This is a genomic window from Pontibacter liquoris, from assembly GCF_022758235.1.
Taxonomy (GTDB): Bacteria; Bacteroidota; Bacteroidia; order Cytophagales; family Hymenobacteraceae; genus Pontibacter; species Pontibacter liquoris.
In genome coordinates, this window is record NZ_JALEBG010000001.1 from 1,571,251 (window position 1) to 1,591,431 (window position 20,181).

Annotated in this window: 12 protein-coding genes and 1 other RNA gene; 1 reads left to right on the top strand and 12 read right to left on the bottom strand. The window is 43.9% G+C overall.

Annotated features, from left to right (window positions below; translation table 11 throughout):
- Positions 1 to 361 precede the first annotated feature (361 nt).
- Positions 362 to 757: RNase P RNA component class A (gene rnpB, locus LWL52_RS06430), an RNA gene on the bottom strand.
- Between the two features lie 200 nt (positions 758 to 957).
- A complete protein-coding gene (locus LWL52_RS06435; protein WP_367615668.1) occupies positions 958 to 2,346 on the bottom strand; it encodes an undecaprenyl-phosphate glucose phosphotransferase in 1,389 nt (462 codons plus the stop codon).
- A gap of 345 nt (positions 2,347 to 2,691) precedes the next feature.
- Here LWL52_RS06435 and LWL52_RS06440 point away from each other — a divergent pair, with 345 nt between their 5' ends.
- Positions 2,692 to 4,356 carry a glucosamine inositolphosphorylceramide transferase family protein gene (locus LWL52_RS06440; RefSeq protein WP_242918054.1) on the top strand — a complete coding sequence of 555 codons (1,665 nt, stop codon included), beginning with the start codon at positions 2,692 to 2,694 and terminating at the stop codon, positions 4,354 to 4,356.
- A 53-nt stretch (positions 4,357 to 4,409) separates the two neighbouring features.
- Here the strand turns inward: LWL52_RS06440 and LWL52_RS06445 are convergent, their stop codons facing one another.
- The 10 genes from LWL52_RS06445 to LWL52_RS06490 form a co-directional block, all read right to left on the bottom strand.
- Complete coding sequence (locus LWL52_RS06445; RefSeq protein ID WP_242918056.1) at positions 4,410 to 9,302, bottom strand: LamG-like jellyroll fold domain-containing protein; 4,893 nt, start codon at positions 9,300 to 9,302, stop codon at positions 4,410 to 4,412.
- A 346-nt stretch (positions 9,303 to 9,648) separates the two neighbouring features.
- Positions 9,649 to 10,533 (bottom strand): hypothetical protein, encoded by an 885-nt coding sequence (locus LWL52_RS06450; RefSeq protein ID WP_242918058.1) that lies wholly within the window; start codon positions 10,531 to 10,533, stop codon positions 9,649 to 9,651.
- Positions 10,534 to 10,535: 2 nt separating this feature from the next.
- A complete protein-coding gene (locus LWL52_RS06455; protein WP_242918060.1) occupies positions 10,536 to 11,549 on the bottom strand; it encodes a Gfo/Idh/MocA family protein in 1,014 nt (337 codons plus the stop codon).
- A 58-nt stretch (positions 11,550 to 11,607) separates the two neighbouring features.
- Positions 11,608 to 12,690 (bottom strand): DUF1972 domain-containing protein, encoded by a 1,083-nt coding sequence (locus LWL52_RS06460; RefSeq protein WP_242918062.1) that lies wholly within the window; start codon positions 12,688 to 12,690, stop codon positions 11,608 to 11,610.
- Between the two features lie 137 nt (positions 12,691 to 12,827).
- Positions 12,828 to 13,715 carry a glycosyltransferase family 4 protein gene (locus LWL52_RS06465; RefSeq protein WP_242918064.1) on the bottom strand — a complete coding sequence of 296 codons (888 nt, stop codon included), beginning with the start codon at positions 13,713 to 13,715 and terminating at the stop codon, positions 12,828 to 12,830.
- Between the two features lie 262 nt (positions 13,716 to 13,977).
- Positions 13,978 to 15,063: a glycoside hydrolase family 99-like domain-containing protein gene (locus LWL52_RS06470; protein ID WP_242918066.1), complete on the bottom strand. Its 1,086-nt coding sequence runs from the start codon at positions 15,061 to 15,063 to the stop codon at positions 13,978 to 13,980.
- Between the two features lie 134 nt (positions 15,064 to 15,197).
- Positions 15,198 to 16,511, bottom strand: coding sequence for an O-antigen ligase family protein (locus LWL52_RS06475; protein ID WP_242918068.1), 1,314 nt, complete (start codon positions 16,509 to 16,511; stop codon positions 15,198 to 15,200).
- 46 nt (positions 16,512 to 16,557) lie between these two features.
- Positions 16,558 to 18,024 carry a lipopolysaccharide biosynthesis protein gene (locus LWL52_RS06480; RefSeq protein ID WP_242918069.1) on the bottom strand — a complete coding sequence of 489 codons (1,467 nt, stop codon included), beginning with the start codon at positions 18,022 to 18,024 and terminating at the stop codon, positions 16,558 to 16,560.
- 351 nt (positions 18,025 to 18,375) lie between these two features.
- On the bottom strand, positions 18,376 to 19,224 hold the full coding sequence (locus LWL52_RS06485) for a LicD family protein (RefSeq protein WP_242918070.1): 849 nt from the start codon (positions 19,222 to 19,224) through the stop codon (positions 18,376 to 18,378).
- A gap of 87 nt (positions 19,225 to 19,311) precedes the next feature.
- Positions 19,312 to 20,166 carry a LicD family protein gene (locus LWL52_RS06490; RefSeq protein ID WP_242918071.1) on the bottom strand — a complete coding sequence of 285 codons (855 nt, stop codon included), beginning with the start codon at positions 20,164 to 20,166 and terminating at the stop codon, positions 19,312 to 19,314.
- Positions 20,167 to 20,181: the final 15 nt, after the last annotated feature.

The window sequence follows — 20,181 nt, forward strand, 5'->3', positions numbered from 1 at the left end:
TATAATTCAGTTTCATAAAGACCCTGAAATTAAGAAAGACTTTGAAGTTAACAAAAGGGAAGTGCACAGCGATGCGCATTTTTGTATTCCTGAGAGCGAATCAAAGTCATTTAATACAGGCAATAATTTGAACTACGCCACGCTTCAAAAGGAAAGTTGCCACGGAAGAAAGGTTCTGTAATCAGCTAGGAGGGGAATTTTATACGAGAGAAGGGAAGGAGAAGGGATTCAGGAAAACTACTTTATACTTTACAAACAGGGTAGATTTCAGCCATACTTCTGTAACTAGGCTTCTTACTTTATTTGAAAGTGAAGGCTGCAAGATTGCCGATAGATGAGTAGAAGAAAGGAAGCGAAAAAGAAAAACAGCAAGCCTGTAAGCCGGGTTCTGTCACAAGCCCTTTAAAGGAGCCTGTGTCTTATCATTTATCTAGGCCTGCACTCACGGACAGGCTCCATCGACCTACCCACTGGCATCGGACGAGCCGCCCTTAGCCCTGCTTGTGGCAGGACGCTGCCAGCCTATTTGGTCTTTCAACTCCTAAGGTTTACCCAGCCGGACTGGTCACCCAGCCGCTGGTGCGCTCTTACCGCACCTTTTCACCCTTACCCTACGCCAGAAGCGTATGGCGGTACTTTTCTGTGGCACTGGCTGTATTCCGGTCTCCCGGAACCCTTCCCGTTAGGAAGTAGGATGCTCTGTGTTGCCCGGACTTTCCTCTCCTCGTTTAAGAGCAGCGATAAGACGGCTTGCTGTTTTAGACTTTTCCTGCTGCAAAGCTAACAATTATTCCGGACTACAGGTTCGGTTTATACTACCCTGTTCGGCCTAGCGCAGCAGTCAGCTTAAAAAACAGTACTCCGCGAACATATGGTTTAAAGGGCAGCAGGATGCAGCCGGAGGAGTTAAGTAGTCTTTTAAGCTCAGATAAGCAGCCTCAGGACGCTTAACCTTGCTTAATAGGCATTCTCATTGCGTTTGAATACCTGCCAAAGGGTAAGAATAACAATCTTTAGATCGAGAAACAGCGTCCAGTTTTCCAGGTACCACAAATCGGCCTGCACACGGTTCAGCATCGCGATGGTTTCTTTCGTTTCGCCTCTGAAGCCATTTACCTGTGCCCAACCTGTAATACCAGGCGTGAGGAAATGCCGCACCATGTAATTGTTGATGACCTGGGAGTAATCCTGGGTATGTTTTAACATGTGCGGTCGCGGGCCCACAACAGACATATCGCCTACAAATACATTAAAGAATTGGGGCAATTCGTCGATGCTGGTTTTCCGGATAAACCGCCCGACCCGTGTTACCCGCATATCACCTTTACAGGCCTGTAAAGCATCCGCATCGGTGTTGAGCGCCATACTTCTGAATTTGAGGCAATGGAACGGTTGGTTGTCTTTGCCGGAGCGGAGTTGCCGGAAGAATACGGGTCCCTTTGAATCCAGTTTGATAATGATGGCTAACAGGGGTACGAACCAGCTTAAGAGAAAGACAATGACCAAAGACGAAAAGAGGATGTCGAATAACCTTTTCGTCATCTCATTTGCTTTGTTTTCCAGTGGTTCCAGGCGCGGTTTAAGCACAGGCATATACCCGAACAACTCGACCAAATATTTATGATGAAAAGCCCCATTCATATCGGGTACAAGCCGGAAGCGGATCATTTGTTTGTCGGCTTCCTGTAAGAGCATCTCGATTTTGTTGCTCTCGCTCGCGGGAAGAGCACAATATATTTCGTGGACCTTGTGGCGAATGGCATAGCTTATACATTCATCCACCTTGCCCAGGCAGGAAATAGAAGCAGGTAGCAGGGAGCTGTTATCGTCAAAAATACCTACGATATCATAGTCGAGCTGCGGGTTTGAAAGGATATAATGATACAGATCAAGGCCCGTAGTGCCTGAACCTACAATTACGATCTTATTATCGAGCCAAAACTGCTTTCGGTATTTTCGAAGAAGCAGAAAGAGGAATCGCCAGCTTAAGGTTATAATGGGAAATAAGACACAGAAAACCAGTAAGGATGTTTTTGAAATAGAGATTTGTGGCAGGGCCACTTTAAGGACTACGGAAATACTCACCAATAAACCCAAGGAAGCAATGTTTGCTGTCAGGGTAGGCAAGGCATCCCGTTTTAAGATATAATTATATATTTCGAAAATGCTGGAACAATAGAACCAAGAAAGATTTAACAGCAATATAATTAGCCGGTAATCATATATGTCCATTAATTGTGCGTCCGGGTCTTTGATGAGGAAGGCTATGTAGAGGGTCAGATTTAACAGGAAATAGTCAACTATGACATTCATCCACTTAAATAGGGTTGTATATTTGTGTGTCATATTGAAATATTACTTTTAGCATAGTTTTTAATAGTAGCAGATAAGCGGGACTGACCAATTAACAGGGTTAGTATAAAATATCTTTAAAAAGCAATATAAACACTTGGTAAATACTTAAAAGGTATAATTAAAGATATTCTTAATGTGATTAAGTGTATTTTAGTCTTATTATTTTAATACTTCTTCAGTTAAAAAAAGATTGTCATTTTTAATAATCTTTAGGTAGTGGATGTAAATAGGATGTGAATGTTATTATATCCTTAAATAATTTTAAGTTATGGTGAAGCGTTAAGTTTAAAACTATTGATTTTAAATATGGGACCTGATTAATTAGTGTGAGGGATAATGAAGAAAAGTAAACTAAGATTAGGTGTTATTTTAACAAGTAATACCGTTCTGAAGTGGCAATACGATATGCTGGAGGCTATTAACAGTTCTCATTACGCAGCAATTGAGCACATCTTTATACTTCATTCCTCAGCATATAGCTTGCCTTTCAATAGCAATCTTCAGGGGTTTCTAAAAAACCCGGTTCTCGAGGGTCATCTGTTATTAGATAAAATTCTTTTTGGAGTTAAAACAGGAATTGATCAAGTTGTGGAAATAAATACTCTTATATCTCCACATCATAACACAAGTAGCATACTTTATCAGGAAGGCAATTTTGTAGGCCTTGATCCTGTTGTGCTTTCACAAGTTGCAACGCATACTATAGATGTCATACTCAACTTTTCCGACAAGCATTTAAGGATTGAACTTCTTGCTCTTCCAAAATATGGCAGTTGGAATTATGCTATAACGACTAAAGGTGCCACCCTCGGCAATCCGCTGGTATATTATGCTGTTTTCGAACAAGAGGAGATGGTAGTTTCTGAAATAAAAGCACAAACCCCAGCACACCCTCTCGGACAAGTCATTTATCGTTTTTCACTACTCCCGGATTACCTGTCCTATACTAAAACTTTGCAGGCAATTTATGGGCGCTTGTCAGTGGCAATTCCCCGGATGCTGGAAGGAATCTATACCCATGGAGCGCCTTACTTGCAGGATTTAATTAGCAGGCACAAACCAAACGGGCCGGAAGGAGATAGCCAAGCAGTGTCTTTCCCTAATGCGCGACAAGCTTCTAAATATGCCTATAAGCATTTTGTATATGGGGTTTCGCGCCTGATAAGGAAAGCACGTAAAGTTGATCACTGGTCGATTTTAATTAAAAAAGCTAAACCGGATCCGCTTGGTACTACCCTCGAAGAATTTATGTTTTTAGAGCAGCCGCCCGACAGGTTCTGGGCAGATCCCTTTGTTACAACGCATGCTGGCAAGCATTATATCTTTGTAGAAGAGGTATTGTATGGTTCTCGTAAAGGGCACATTGCCGTAATAGACATTAATAATGAAGGTGAAGTACTAAGTATGGAAAAAGTCCTTGAGAAGGAATATCATTTGTCGTATCCTTTTCTGATAAACTATAACAACACCTATTACATGATTCCAGAAACAGCTGGAAACAGAACGATTGAGCTTTACAAAAGTACCGGATTTCCCTATAAATGGGAATTTGTAATGAACCTGATGGAAGATGTATGCACAGCCGATGTTACAATCTTCTTTTACAGGGAAAAATGGTGGCTCTTCTGTTGCTTAGACCAAACCAATGGTCACGCCGGAATGCTGGATGAGCTACATTTGTTTTACTCAGACAAGTTATTTACAACAGAATGGGTGCGCCATCCCTGCAATCCCATTGTAACGGACGTAAGCAGCGCCAGGCCGGCAGGCACTATTTTCACATGGGGCAATAAAATTTACCGCCCTTCCCAGGATTGCTCCGGTATGTATGGTAAAGCCATTAACATCAACCAGATTACAGCGCTTACTGAAACCACCTATGAAGAAGTAGTAGTTCATAAAATTCTACCCGACGAAAACAAAGAGATCATAGGTACGCATACCTTTAACTTTACCGGTACCTTTACCGTGGTGGATGGTTTTAACTACAAGAGCCGGTAACCTTTTTTATGCCGCACGAAAAGCTACCACTATACTTTCTAACTAAAATTCCGCTATCTATTTAACAACAGCTTTGCAGCTTTTGAACCCTTCGCAGTCTGCAGCCTGACGATGTATAAGCCTCTGGGCAACGCTGTACCATCAACTATTACCTTATTTTGTACTCCTGCTATCGCTCTTCCTCGTTTCAGCTCAGCTACCTGTACTCCTTTGCTATCATATAGCGCCACGGTATAATTTATATCCGATGTGAGTGTAAAGTTGATAGTAGCTTGTGATTGAAAAGGATTTGGATAAACCAGCAGATCATTCTTTCCGGCTTCTTCCGGTGTCAGGGCATGTGCAGCAGCAGATGACACCGTAGTTATAGCAGGCGCAGTTATAGTTGCCAGATCCTTAATCTGCGTAGCACTTAGCGCTGTATTGTAAACACGAACCTCATCAATGGCTCCCTGAAATTTGCTTGCGCCATCACTTTGCGCCCCAATGGCCAGTGCCAGATTATTGGCGTTGATGGATGGGGGAGCCGTAAGTGTTTTAGAGCTGTTCTCCACACCGTTGATGTAGATCTTGATCACAGATCCGTTGTATGTGGCTGCAATGTGCATCCAGGTATTTCCGTCAACTGGATAAGAAGCTAATGAATTCTGCCGGTAAGTATCGCTGCCGGTAGCCTGGTTAAACCTGAAAAATACGCGGCCAGTGTTGGCAAGCGAAAGTTCATACCCATCCACCGTAGCTTGGGTCGCTTTTTTCAGGATGTACTGCGTCGCAATTTTTTCCGGCTTGATCCATGCTGCCAGGGTAATGGAGTTTGTAATGTCCAGCGAAGTATTATCTGGCACAGTTGCATACTGTGCCGTTCCGTCCAGCTTAACTGCCTGCCCCGAAACCCCCGTTACCCAGGTCGGATTACCAACCGTTGTGGCTTTGTTCTTATATTCTGAATCATCCAGAAGCGTAGTGCCGCTGCCTTCTTCCATTTTCCAATTGCCAACAAGGGGGCCTGTAGGTGCAGAAATCGTTTGGAAGCTCCAGGTTGCAGACCAGTTACTGCTTCCTTCGGCATTGCTCGCCTTCACATGCCAGAAGTAATTGGTATTATATGCTAATCCGGAAATAGAAGAAGATGTAGTAATTACAGCTTTATCTATAACAGTTGTCGCAAAGTCTGCTGTGGGTGATACCTGCATCTGGTATGAAGTGGCGCCCGATGAGCCATTCCAACTTAATGTTGGGGCCAGTTCGATACCTGTTGCTGCATTTGCAGGTGAAACCAGAACAGGAGCAGCCAAAGCAATCGGCGTAGTAGTTGCGGATGCTAACTCCTTGATCTGATCAGCACTTAGCGCTGTATTGTAAATACGAACCTCATCAATAGCTCCCTGGAATTTGCTTGCGCCATCACTTTGCGCCCCAATCGCCAGTGCCAGATTATTGGCGTTGATGGATGGGGGAGCCGTAAGTGTTTTAGAACTGTTCTCCACACCGTTGATGTAGATCTTAATCACAGATCCGTTGTATGTGGCTGCAATGTGCATCCAGGTATTCCCGTCAACTGGATAAGAAGCTAATGAATTCTGCCGGTAAGTATCGCTGCCGGTGGCCTGGTTAAACCTAAAGAATACACGACCGGTACTGGCAAGGGAGAGTTCATACCCATCTGTGGATCCCTGTATGCCTTTTTTGAGTATATATTGCGTGGCTGTTTTTTCCGGCTTTATCCAGGCCGCCAACGTGATAGAACCAGTTATACTTAGGGAGGCGCTGTTTGAAACTGTTGCGTATTGAGTTGCTCCGTCCAGCTTAACTGCCTGCCCCAAAACACCTGTTACCCAGGTCGGATTACCTGTTGTGGTGGCTTTGTTATTATATTCGGATGCATCTGCTAACGTAGTGCCACTACCTTCATCCATTTTCCAATTTCCTACCAGCGGATTTGCTGATGCAGCCTTCGTCGTAAAACTCCAGATCGGAGACCAACTACTACCTGCTGCATTGACTGCCTTGACGCGCCAGAAATAATTAGTATTAAAAGCTAATCCTGAAACAGGCGCAGATGTACTGGTAGTGCCTTCATCATAAACCGTAGAAGCAAAGTCCGCTGCTGTTGAAACCTGTACCTGGTATGATTGGGCGCCCGATACACTGTTCCATTTTAAAGTGGGTGCTACTTCCACACCCGTTGCTGTATTTACAGGTGAAGCCAGAACAGGTGCTGAAGGCTCCATGTTAGTGGATGGGCCATCAGAGGCTAGCACACCTACTGCTTCCGTGGTGCTTGATGCAAGGATAACGACTTCCGAGTTGAAATTAGCTTTTGTACTGGTAGAGTTATCATAGGTTCCACCTTTTATGAGCGTAAGCTGTGGACTTAGTTGTATGCTGGCAGTGGCCGACTCTCTGTAAAGTATGTCACCGCCAAACTCCTGCGAAGAATAAACCACTCGGAATTTGGTGTTAGCTTCGTTCAAAACTACAATAGGCCTTGTGCCTGCCTGCGATATTTCGTAGAGGTTATCCCAACTACCGGAAGCCCTGCGAACCATCAATATAAGTTTTGGGTATCCTTTGGTATCATAACTGGTCTTTACCGCACAGTATAGAGTGCCGTCGTTTGCCAGAGCCATATTCATATGATCGTCAGCCATACCATTCCCTACATCCAGTGCGGCATTTGAAAGAGGTGCTTCATCAGCAGACCAGTCTGATGGAGAAGCACCATCGGTATGGGTTTTAAAGCCAAATCTTTTTGTGATCTGATTCGACCACAGCACCGCTATTTTATTGGCTTTCGGCATGGCGATCACGGCGCAAATATCATCATCCTTAACCCCTGTGGCAATGGTAACCGGTGAACTCCAGTTTGTGTAGGGTAAATCGCTCCATCGCACATTTATATCGCTTACACCCGCAGAAGCTAGCCACATTCGGCCATTGCTGTCTATATCAATAGTGGCTGTTTCAACGCCGTCATCAAGCGTAAGACCCACAGTAGAAGTGCGTTTTGACCAGAGCTTATACGTGCCTAACGAGGCAACATACTCCACCGAGGCCATTTGGGAAGAGGGGCCCTGGTAAAGTAAAATGTGAGCTACGTTATCTACCAGCTTACAATCGGCTTTAGTGGTTGTTTTAGCGGATAACTTTAAAACATTGGTCCAGGTTTTACCATCCAGCCGCCAGAGATAGGTGCCGGTCGCATTTGGCAGTACAGCCCAGTGCTTGCCATCATACGTCCATACTTTTGACTGTGGTTTTTCGCCTGTATTGGTCGATATAGGTAAAGGGTCGAGGTTGGTTACGGAAGCAAAACCAGCTGTTGTTGTTGGTGGCTGCTGTATCGTATAAGTTTGGCCGCTATTGTAGCCACCTGTTATAGCATTGCCAGTGGCATCCGTAATGCCGGTGCCGGTGCTATTCAGGTCCAGCCGCAGGGTACCATTGCCGCTCACAGCGCTTGCAGTAACATCAAAGGTGGTGCCGTTGGTGCCTACTGCAGCCACAGCATCCGGACCTAGTGTACCGTTTGCTGTGCCTGAAACGGAAGTAAGTGCAAAGTCAATTTTGTCAACACCTGTAACCGGCTCCGTAAAGGTGATACGAAAACTGAGGATCGTAGCATCGGTCGTTTCGGTTGTTGGGTTCTGGCGTGCAATACCCACCACAGAAGGCGCCGTCTGGTCAAATGTATAGCTCTGCCCACCTGTATACCCCCCGCTAATGGCGTTACCGGCAGTATCCGTAATGCCGGTAACGGTGGCATTTAGGTCCAGGCGCAGCGTTCCATCGCCGGCAATGGCGCTAATGGTAACATCATACGTCGCACCATCGGTGCCTGCTGCGGCAACAGCCGTCACGGAACCAGATAGCTGGCCTGCTAAAACTGAAGTTGTAAAATCGCTTGCGTCTACACCTGTTACCGGTTCAGAAAAAATGGCACGGTAGGTCACGGAGGTGACATTTGTAGACGCTAGTGCAGGCGTTTGCCGATCAATGCTGGTAACTGTAGGCGGTGTCTGATCAATAACAGGCGCGGTAGTTACACTATAGGTTGTGGGAGCAGAGGTTGTCGTTGCCCCAGCATTATCTGTAGCCAGTGCAGTAAGAGTATAGCTTCCTGTAATTGCGGGAATCCAGGTATAGCTATAAGGGCTGGATGTAGCTTCGCCTATCTTATTGCCATTAGCAAAGTACTCTACTTTTACTAGTGAGCCATCCGGGTCGGAAGCTGTTACGGTTATCGGTACGGCGTCTCCAAAGTACGATTTCGAATTGTTGGTAGGGCTGTTGATGGCTACAACCGGTGGTTGGTTGGTGGGAGAGGGTATAGGAGTAATTGGAACAGCTGTCAGCTCCAGATCGAACGCCAGATCCGGACTGTTAGCTTTTGATTGATGCACTTCCACGGCTACCGTATTGGTGCCGCTGATGAAAGCAGCGGCGCTAACTGTAACACTCTGCGCAACTGCACCGTTATCTTTGGCATCGGTTGCCAGCGTAGCGTAGGTAATAGAGCCCGAAGGCAGGTTATTACGGTATACTTCCACGCCGTTAACATACACCACTACACCATCGTCCCGTTTAACATTGAGGAGGTACGATGTATAAAGCGAAGCATCCGGAATAGAAAAAGTTTTTCTAAAGTAAGTGGTGATGTTCTTATTGCTGGGATTCGTACCATAGCTAACTATCGTAGTAGCATCACTGATCCCATAACCAAATTTGGCTGTACCGCTCTTCCAGGCTGCATCATTAAACGCTGGGCCTTGCCAGGTTGTACCCTGGTCTGTGCTCGTATCCAGATACTTCCAGGTTGATTTATATGGGATCAAGCTGGTCTGTGCTGCCAGGTTTAGTGAAATCAGCAAGGCATATACCAGCAAAAAAGTAGATTTCTTCATAGAATCGCAATAAAAGTGACAAACTACGATTGCAGTATTCATGATCAATCAGATGCTTTGAAGTCTAAAACTAAAAAGGTCTGTACGCGAGGGTGTGGTAAAATGCAGGTATGCTTAACTACAAAAGTTTATAGGTTATATTCCTAAAAGAACAATAAGTTATACTATTTTACTGGTTTTCTGGTGGAGATAATTATATAATGGGCGCAGGTACCCATTTGGCAAGTAGGCAAAGAATATTTTTAATTAAAATATCAATATTTATACTTTTGTTTTTGATTTTGATAAAATGAGTTTAAAAACAGTGCAAAATCGCGTGATAAGATTTATTTGCGGTCAATAGGAACACTGTTTAGCTTTATTATTTCCTGTTGTCAGGTAGTATAACTTATGAAACAGGAACCTCTACCTGTTGGAGTTGATCATACTTGTTGATAAAGGATACGGTCTCTTCGATATTCACTTTGCTTGATGCCCCGAACAGGATGGACTCGACGTTTTTTAGGTTAGCAACGTATTCAATCGCTTCTTTGGGTGGAATAGCTCCGGCCGCAAGCACTTGCATCGCTATCACTCGGGCAGTGGTGTTTTCGAGGGTAGCTTCATACAATTCTCTTCCTCCGGACATTCTGAAACCGAGCTTATTTATGGAGGTGCAGATAATTGGTTCGTGTATACCCACCTGCTGAAGGGTATGTATGAGCTTCGGCATATTCATGGTTATAAAGCCAGCTTCTGCATGATATTTTTTCTGCACATACTCCTGAAAGGCCTTAAGCACATCTTTCATACCCAGCCCTAGCAGCATATCGGTAATAACATTTTGCAGGAAGATAACCGGTGTTTCTATGCCTTTAAACATTTTCATTTCCGCATCAACCAACAACTCCATAATAGCTAAATAATCTTTTGAGAAGTAGGCCATGCCTCCTTTCAGAAAGGAGCCGAACATATTACCAGGCACATACTCTTTGAGCGTGCCTACTATCCCTAATTCTGTTACAGCGTTAGCATATTTATGGGCATAGGGCATGCAGGGATAAATTTTAAAGCCGCCATACTTTGCCGGGTTAGCTCGTATATAATCGCAGATGCTGGCAATCCTGTCATGCGTGGTGCACATAAAGGTGTTAATGCCGGCCTCTATGGCATAATCCAATGTCCGGATGATGGCATGGTCGTTCTTAAACTTTATAGACTGGCTCCTGGATTTTTCATCCGAAATGTGATTGACAGCAAAAAACTGATTGTCTCCAAAAAGTATACGTTCCATAACTACTGGTTTATGCTTTCTTTGATCATTGAAATTACTTTATCTGTGTACCAGGCACTCTTAAAGTTATTGATGGAATTAGGTACTCTTCCCTGCACTGCTCTAATAAAATAATCCACCTGTGCCGAGTATTCTTCCCCGCGTAAATAGAAGTCTACCGGATCGGTCAGGTCGGTAACATACTTCACGTTCCATCCCTTGGTATAATCCGCAGGGCAGGCCGATGTCTTAAAATAAACTTTCAACTCATTCGCATCGGAGATGATTTTGCCTTTGCTGCCGATAATGGTTAAGGAAGTTGCCATTTTGCGGTAAGTCTCGTCGCTCCAGTTCACCGACAATACGCCTGTCACATCGGTGCTCAACTCCAATAATGAGGTGACCGAGTCCTCTACATGCCTGGAGTAAAGAGATTTAATAATAGATCCTCTTACTTTGGATACAGGGCCTACGATATGGTTGATGAGGTCTATCACATGTGAGGCATAATCTAACAGGCAACCTCCTCCTTCCGACGGATCTGATCGCCAGTTATCCTGCTTTTCCCGAATAACAACCGGTCCATAGGATTCTCCGGTAAAATGCTGTATCTGTCCTAAATAGCCTCCCGCGATAATCTTTTTTACCTCCTGAAAGGTGCCGATAAACTTGTTGTGATAGCCCACCTGGTTCACTACCGCCTGCTCACTGGCAAGTTCAACAAGTTCTTTCCCTTCCTGATTTGTCAAGCAAAGCGGTTTTTCAGAGAAGACGTGTTTTTTGGCCTGCAGTACTCTTTTTACAATTTTAGAGTGGAACCGGGTAGGAACGGCAACAAACACGGCATCCGGGTTCGCCTTTCTGAGCATTTCTTCAAAATCGGTGTAACAGGGGTATGACGAGAATTTCTTTAGAACATCCAATACCAGATGCGAGGTGTCGCTAACGCCTACAATCTCTACATCGGGATGCCCGCCTAGAATAGCTAAATGCGAAATCCCCATTTTACCGGCACCTATTAATGCTACCTTAACCATAGTTTATAAGATTTTTATTTTTGATACTGTTCGTCAGAGGAGGTATGGTACCACCAACTTATTTGCTGCGGCTTGTTAATATGCTTTTGTATTTAGTCGCTATCAACTCCCATTTATACCTGGCTTCGGCTATTTGCTTTAGCTCATTCCCAACAAAAGAAAGGTCAAGAGAATGATAGTTTTCCAGCAAGCTGGTCAGTTCCTGGGCGTTGCTGAAATAAAACGCCTTGTTTTCAGAAGTATGTTCGTTGTAGCCCGAGGCAAAAGCAAACACCGGGAGGCCCAGATACATTGCCTCTACCAGCGAAGGGTTTGTGCCGCCGGCGGAGTGCCCGTGAATATAAACAGCGCAGTTACTCCTCAGCACGTCAAGTTCGGGGCGGTAGTAAATAGCCTCCAGTAAGTGCAGGTTCTCTCTATTCTGATAACTGGCTTTGAGGCTTTTGCCATACTTTGAGTTTTGCCAGTTACCCACCAAAACCAGGGGAATAGCACCCTGGTTGCTGAACGCTTCCAGGAGCATGTCGATGTTATTATCGGATTGGATGCGTGCGACTGAGAAGGCATAGTCTGAGGCTAGGAAGGGATATTTTTTCAAATAAGCCTCCGATACCTCCTGCTTTACTGCCTGGTCTCCTCCGTACGTGATCAGTTCACTTTCGCGATTGTATTCCTGGGTGATATACTGCTGAATACCAGTATTGTCGGATACAATCTGTCCGCTATACTTTAAAAGAAGCTTTTCTGCTGTTTTGATAACTTTCTGCGCAGGCACCGACCATTTATCGCGTTTCCAGTCCAAGCCGCCGATATTTACAACAAGCCGGGATTTATACTTTTGTAGAAAGGGCATTGCAAAACCACCGCCAAAGCCGAGTAGCAATACTTTGTCATACTTTGGCAGAGCATCGAACAGGGCCAAAGAATCATACAGTATTCCAATTGCGCCATGAGAAGTAAGCGGAATATACTTGAGCCTGGCCCCGTGATATGTTTTATCCTTACAGGCCTGGTCTACAGAAGAGCAATAAACAGTTATGTCAATGTCTTTTGTAAGATGCGTTACCAGGTACTCGGCAAGGGTTTCAAAGCCGCCATACGTATTTGGAATGCCCCGAGTGCCAACTATAGCGATGCGCATAAGAGTAGTAATGAGTAGTTGATAGATCAGCAGGAGTACTCAGAGTAGGAGAGAAGCACTACAAAGGCGGGCAAAGGCAACTAGCGTCCGCTTACCAGTAACATCAGAATGCATTCATGGCTAATTTCAATATGTTTCTACAGCACAGCTTTATAAGCCTCTAACGTTTGCCTAGCAGCTTGTTCCCAGGTATAACTTTGCTGTATATGATTTTGTAACAGGCTGCTCCTGGGTGCCTCATACGCTTTCAGAACAGCATGGCGTATTGACTGCACATCATCTGGCTCGCAGTAGTAAGCCAGATCACGAAAGTATTCTTCCGTATCGCCCTTTTTTGTAATGACAATATTACAACCCATGGCTGCTGCCTCCAGCGAACTCAGGCCTGTGGTTTCGAACCAACTGGGCAGCACATGCACCTTGGCAGCTTTATAAATTCGGACGAGCTCCTTATGATCAACATGATCGATAAAGCGGATATGCGGAACGGTTGCAGCAAGTTTACGGCACTCCGCATAGTATGCTCTTTGGTTTAAAGCAGGTTTCCCGATGATAGTCAAAGGTATGGCTGTATCGATCATGGCTTTCACCAGGTTCAGCTGATTTTTTAACCCCTCGATTCTGCCAACGCACAGCACGTGATTCTTAAAACCCGGGTTTTCGTCTACTGCTGCGTTAAAGACCTGCGGATCGATCGCATTCACGACTTTTTGGTAGGGATGTTCCATGCCTGAGAAATTACACAAGCGCCTGTACTCGCTATGAGAATTTGGCAGCAACACGCTACATCGCGCAAGTATAAATTTTATAGCCTTGTCCTGGCCGTGAAGTAAAAAATAGGATGATTTAATTTTATCTCCTTTTACAAGGTAGCGGGCTATTACCTTCAGGTATTCGATCTGGCCCCTTGTTAAGAGCCGGAAAAGTAAGCCAGATAGGCCATTCCGTGCATTCTTATCAAATTCAGAGAAATCAGCAAAGATGGTAGAGACTACAAATGGTACTTCACTTTTAATATGCGGCAAGATATCATCGGGCCTGATGAGGTTAAAAAAGTGAATCAGATCATACCTTGTATAGTCTACCTGCTCATGAGCCAACGCAATTTCTACTGTTACACCTAATAGCCGTAGGTACTTTGCCGTCATTTCAAGCTGTGTGGTATCTCCCCCGGGAGAAGTATAAAGCGTACTTCTGGCGATCATTAAAATATTCATGGCGGCATACTTTCTGAAGCTTCAAATGAGTTGCGGAATAGCGAAGCAGGCTTAAATGTAGCAATCGGCTTTAATTGTTTTGCTTTTGACTAAGTGCCTTTTTAAGGCCTTCGAGTGGCTTATCTGATGAATTCTTGGAAGGCGTCAGCCAAGCGCCTTCGCCATATTCGTTCCAGGCATAAAGCAGTGCAACCTGCTCTTTGGTGGTTTGGGTTTGATGTAGCCGCATCCATCTGACAAGCGATTGTATGGAACGGAATACCGAGCCCGATGAAAAGCCCACATAGTATGGCTTAGTGTTATAGTTATTCGAGGAATCAGCCCAGGGGCGTGGATCCCAGTTTAAGGTCGCTACTGGTATATAGGGCAGTTTACTTACCGCAGAAATCCTGTCCCAGATCATTCTTTCAGAATTGATCAGGCTATCTATCGGGATCTGGCGGCTTACCCGATTTTTATAACCAGCTTTATGAAGATTATACGCTGTCGTTATATCAAAACCACACGCTTTTGCTTTTAAAGCTACATCGGGGTAGGAGCCAACGCATGCCGCGATTGTCACGCCATTTAGGCCCTCTTTACGAGCACTATCTCTCAAATAGTTGAGCGCTTCCTTTACTTTTGCGGTGGTACCAAACTGCTTAATTAATGAGTTTACTTCAAAAATGATCAGCAGCGGCTTACCATCTACGGTGAGGTACGAACTTGTTTTAAATTGTTTTATCCATTCGGCTGAAACTTTATGCCAGTCAGCAGGACCGATTTCATTTCCTTCGTGGTTGGCAATCAGCAAACAATGTTTTAAGCGGTTACGGTTTGGCGAATTATGGTATAGATTCAGGATCGTATTAGATTCAGTAAGTGGTTTGTTTTTCTTGAAATACCAGCAAAAGCTAAAGAAAGATAAACCGGCATCGGCAGCTTCATTAATTTGGGCATCCATTACAGCCTGGGTACTTGTAACCCATCCCCATTTGGGTTCTCTTTCAGGAAAAGAGTCACGAAGCGCTTCGGTTACGTGCTTGCTATCCGCTTTCCAGCCATTAAAATAATACGCTCCTAAAGTAATAGGTTTGCCAGCATCAGGAGTCTTGTCTTGAGAACGGAAGGCATGTGCGGTTAAGAATACCAGCAGGATCAAGGCTATTTTATACATAAGCTTTAACGTATAGAACTAAACCAGATAGAGACAATAGGATAATCCACTTCAATAGGCCTTTATAATCCGATAGGTGATGTCATCCACATCGCAAAAGCAATGATGTAGCGGAAGTTGTTCCCGGGCACGTGTTAATGAAATGCTTTAGCATGCGCTTTACTTTCATGCTTATGGGAAAGAGTTATTTCTTTCCGTTGGATACATCCCCAAATTAATCCGATGATAATAGGCACGGAGGCATTACCTTGACCGAAAAGGCCGGTCATGGTAAAAGTATTTAACAACACCATTATACTTAAGCCGGATAAAAACTGGTAAAGAAGGTAAAGCTCCTCATCCTGGTTGGCAGAATGACCTACTTTTGCAAACCCGATATTATATAGAAAGATAAGGTATAGCAGTAACCCCGCAACCCCGCATTTTACCAGCAGCAGTACATATCCATTATGTAGGATAGGTACCTTTTCGTAATCCTTATCAGCTAATTTCATGATCAGCTCCAGATCAACAACAGATCCGAAACCAAAGCCTGCAAACTTCTGTAGCGTGGTGCCCCGGTTAAATTTCTTCACGCCCTGAGATGCTTCATAGCCTCGCCAGTTGTCATTAATATCTGCCAGGGCCGCAGCATAGCTGTCTTTTGAATTCCAGAATACCTCGTCAGGAATGCGCTCGAATTTGTCTACCAGGGTGGTGACGTAGGCATTTGGCGGCAGAAAGGATATCAGCAGCCCGGATAAGAAAACCATTGCTATAACCAGGAAGGTAGCAAAAGGCAAATGCCTGTTTCTATTTGAAAAAAAATAACGGATGGTGATGTATTCACTTAAGAAAAATACTAGTACGCCCAGTGTTATAATCATGGTGCGTGAAAAGTATAATGTAAAAGAAATCAGAATAATTAGAATAAAGAAGTTTGTTAATAAAGGGATGGAGGGGATCAACTTCCTTAAATTTTTATTAAAGATGCGGGCAAAGAAGAGACCCAGTAGAATGGCTTCGTTCAGGTTTGTTGTACCGGTTGCCCTTCTGTATTGCAGCAGCGAATCGTAGTGGCCGAAGGTTGTAACTACCAACCAGATGTGCATAACAGACGATAAGGCCACAATCAAAGTAAAAGCGAGAAAAAAGGTATTTAAATCTTTTACATATTTACTTAGTAAAGCTCCCCCAAAAAAGTAAGGTATCACTCCGAAGAACAGAAAAATATCCCTGTAAAAGTCACGGTTTATACTTCGCAGACTAAGAAAGCCAACTGATAAACCGATAAAGGATAATAGTAAAACAGGCGCAAGTACAGAGAAGGAAGATCTGTAGATAGTTGGTTTATCCAGAGGAAGCAGGATGAATAAAGCGGTACAGAGCAAGATAAAATCAAGCTCCTTGCTTATAAATTGATTCATTCCTGCCACCAGCAGCGCCAGCAAAAGAATACTATGCTTCATAGGGAATCAATTGAATGAAAAACTCAGATAAGCTGAACGGAAAATATCATTTGACAACTTCACCTACCTTTAACCTTTGTCTAGTGCCGGCCTTCAGGTAGTAGAAGCTTATAATAGCTACACTGGCCGTCATCAGGCCAAGAGCAAAATTTGCAGCTAGCCGAAGGAGTAAATTATCAAAGCCAATATGAAGCCGGCTAACGGAGTAGAAGGCTAGAAAAGTGAGCATGATTAAAAATAGGTTGTCCCACTCGTAAGGAAAAATCTTATAAAAAAACCTGACTTCGATAACCTTCACAAGGTTAATGAGCATTACGCCGATGCTTGTAGCAGCAGCAATGCCCAGCACTCCAAAATACTTATAGCCGAAAAAGATCATTGCTCCTGTTAGCAGCACAATCACAATTGAATTTATGAAATCAATTTTGGAGTGCCTGCCATTAACCAGAATGTTGCCGTTCGGACCCGTTAAGAAGTTAGTTAGTTGCCCCCAGATTAGTATCCGTAAAATAGGCGTACCTGCCGTAAAACGTTCCCCAAAGAAAAGCAAAACATCATCTGTGAAAATAATCAGAAACATGATGAAAGGTAAGGCGATCAGCAAAGAGTTTTTAGATACTGTTTTAAAATCCTGCTCAAGTTCAGCAATTTTATCTGTGATGATATAGCTGGAGATTTTAGGTAAAAACCGCTGGTAAACGATAGTAGAAAAGGAAACGATGCTGATCAGTGTAACCACTAAGCCATAGACACCCAGCATTTCCAACGATTCATATTTGCCAATAACAAGCTTGTCTACCTGCGCGATGATGTAATAGTTTAAGGACGTAAAAAAGAACACGTAATTTTCCTTTCCTATCACAATGTCTTCTTTTTTAAGCGCAATAAACTGCTGTATCTTTTCGCGGTCTACAAATATCAACAGTATAAGCAAGGTAAGTACTTGCGCGACAATAACGCCTACGATAATAATGTTAATCCCAATACTTTGCCGAAGGAAGAAGAACAAGCCCAGTACAACGATAAACCAGATGCACTTATACATGATCTCCGACCTCATGTAGCTTAGTCCTACTTTCTGAACAGCCGAAAGCACTTTACCGAGCAGATCAAATAGCGTAAATACAACAGTACCTCCCGCAATAATAAGCCAGGAACTCCTTAATAGTTCTTTCGGTAAAAAGCTGTTAACAAGCACGTGCTGGGGAATCAGAAACGCTACCAGCAGGAAGAGGGCGCTATTGATGGTAACATAGAATAAGAGCTTGTTTAGGGTTGTTTTAAACTTTCCGCTTTGTTTTTGAATGTAGTAAAAGCTGAGTTGCTTTATAATGAATTTATCATAACCCATAATCAAAATAAGAGACAGAAAGCTGGTCCAGGAGGCAAATAAAACATAAAGCCCATACTCTTTCATACCAATCACCTTCGTAAAGATCAGCTGCAAGCCAAAACCAAGTATAAGCCCAATTACTTTGATAGAAGAAAGTCTTAGATCTTTCTTCATACTCATACTTACAGCAGAAGTGATTTTACTCTTCAATTGAATAAGGGTTAATTTATTGAAATATAGAGCAGCCACTAAGCAGCCCTATTAGTTTTAACCGTTTAAGTAACGGTTCAGCTGATGGCTGGCCCAATAAAATTCGAATGCGTATATAGTATCCTTTCCAGCGCTACTTTCTCTATCTTATCTGCTGGTACATTCATATTTATTTTCTTCATATGATAAGTACCGTTATCAGTACTATAGTCGAATAAAAGAGTAACGGAATGTTTCGTCTTGGAGCATGGAGCCAATCAGTTATTCTGGCAACTAGCTTTCTCCCATATATGGTTTCTCAGATAAATCTGTGATTGATTCTCACAGCTGCTCTTTTTTGATCTTTGTCTCATCTGTTAGCTTTCTGTTTTTCCAGAACAGAATTTCAGTGTGCTGGCATGGCGTAAAGGGGGCGGGCATATCAGACAGGGTATGATGGCCTTTTTGTTTTTCTATTGGCGGCAATTGCATATAGTTGCCATATTGCCTTTTCAGGCAATTATCCCATCCAATGGGTATAGCAGCTTGCATGTCTTCAAACATTGTCCTGTCAAGCGTTGCGAGTTCTTCCGCTTTAATAAAATTTGAGCCAAAGTTCCACATGCCAAGGCTTTGTAGGTAGCTGCTGGCATATACAAGAGAGAGGGGAGTGTGCTGCGCAATATTTTTTAAAACGTTAGCTCTTTTCTGATGATTACCTAAAATGCCCAGCATGAAATTCTGTAATATGATCAGGTAATTATGAGGAAGGAAAGCCCGGTCATAAACAAAAATATCAACCTGTAAGCCTTCATGAATTCTGTTATGCTTCCGGGTATAGCAACTGTACTTATCCCGCAACCTGGCTTCCACCATATCCTTATACCTATAACCAGGATCAGTTTCGTCGCTCTGGAAGAAAATATCCTCCGGCAGTTCCGGCACCGCATACTTCAAAAACTTCTCATAGTTCTCCCGTGTCATGCCCACGTCCAGGTCATCGTCCCAGGGGATAAAACCCTGATGGCGAATTGCCCCCAACAAAGAACCACCTACCAGGAAATACGCAATCTGATGCCTGCTACACAGGTAATCGAGGATTTTAAGCATGCGTAACATCACCAACTGACACTGTTTAATGAGCGTGTCACCTTCTTCTCTGTTGTCAGGGAATATTGAGTCAAATTCCATAAGTAGTTATAACGTGATGGCTAGCAGCTGTTTAAAAGGATTGGTGCTGAATTGAATCAATAAACCAACCATTTATTCAGAGTTTGCTTAGGCCAAATCTTTTGCTTTTTTTCTATTCTCCCACAAGAGTGTTTGCGGGTGGTTGCAGGGAGTGAACGGGTCTGGTATAGCGATGCTGTGGTGGCCCTTTTGTTTACTTAGCGGTGGCGGCTGCATGTAGTTGCCGTAGCGCCTTTTTAGGAAGCTGTGCCAGCCTTTGGGGATGGGCACTTCCAGCCCCTCGAATGTTGCTGTTTCCAATCCGGAGAGCTCCTGCTGGGTTAAATAATATTCGCCTTGCTTAACCATTTTGCGGCCATTAATAAAACTACTGGCGTAGACAAGTGGCAGAGGAACATTGCGGGCAATCCATTTCTGCACCCGGGCCCGGGAAAGGTTGCCCTTTTGTTGCAGGAAAAAAATGAGCAGCCGGTTCTGAAGGTAAATGAATAGGTTGTGCGGCAGGTATGCCCGGTCAAAAACAGCTATATCGACTTGCAGCCCGTCTTGCCATTTCAGCCAGGTGGCTTTATCTTCTTCCCTCCGAATATAGTGGCTATACTTGTCCCGTAATTTTGCTTCGATAATATGACCGGATGGAAAGTATGGATCGGTTGCATCACTTTGGAAGAAAATATCCTCCGGCAGTTCCGGTACCGCATACTGCACGAACTTCTCGTAGTTTTCCCGTGTCATGCCCACGTCCAGGTCGTCGTCCCAGGGTATCATGCCTTTATGCCGAATAGCACCCAGTAAAGTACCCCCATTCAGAAAATATCTGATCTGGTGCTTGCGGCACAGGTAGTCAAAGATCTTGAACATTCGCAGCATCACCAGCTGGCATTGCCGGAAACGATCTCCTTCTTTTTCTCTTTCGTCTGGAAATAGTTGCTCGAAATTCATGCTCAGGGATTGGGA

Excerpts from the sequence above, each read along its gene's own strand:
- LWL52_RS06435 (WP_367615668.1), bottom strand. The coding sequence starts at position 2,346 with ATGACACACAAATATACAACCCTATTTAAGTGGATGAATGTCATAGTT.
- LWL52_RS06440 (WP_242918054.1), top strand. The coding sequence starts at position 2,692 with ATGAAGAAAAGTAAACTAAGATTAGGTGTTATTTTAACAAGTAATACC.
- LWL52_RS06445 (WP_242918056.1), bottom strand. The coding sequence starts at position 9,302 with ATGAATACTGCAATCGTAGTTTGTCACTTTTATTGCGATTCTATGAAG.
- LWL52_RS06450 (WP_242918058.1), bottom strand. The coding sequence starts at position 10,533 with ATGGAACGTATACTTTTTGGAGACAATCAGTTTTTTGCTGTCAATCAC.
- LWL52_RS06455 (WP_242918060.1), bottom strand. The coding sequence starts at position 11,549 with ATGGTTAAGGTAGCATTAATAGGTGCCGGTAAAATGGGGATTTCGCAT.
- LWL52_RS06460 (WP_242918062.1), bottom strand. The coding sequence starts at position 12,690 with ATGCGCATCGCTATAGTTGGCACTCGGGGCATTCCAAATACGTATGGC.
- LWL52_RS06470 (WP_242918066.1), bottom strand. The coding sequence starts at position 15,063 with ATGTATAAAATAGCCTTGATCCTGCTGGTATTCTTAACCGCACATGCC.
- LWL52_RS06475 (WP_242918068.1), bottom strand. The coding sequence starts at position 16,511 with ATGAAGCATAGTATTCTTTTGCTGGCGCTGCTGGTGGCAGGAATGAAT.
- LWL52_RS06480 (WP_242918069.1), bottom strand. The coding sequence starts at position 18,024 with ATGAGTATGAAGAAAGATCTAAGACTTTCTTCTATCAAAGTAATTGGG.
- LWL52_RS06485 (WP_242918070.1), bottom strand. The coding sequence starts at position 19,224 with ATGGAATTTGACTCAATATTCCCTGACAACAGAGAAGAAGGTGACACG.
- LWL52_RS06490 (WP_242918071.1), bottom strand. The coding sequence starts at position 20,166 with ATGAATTTCGAGCAACTATTTCCAGACGAAAGAGAAAAAGAAGGAGAT.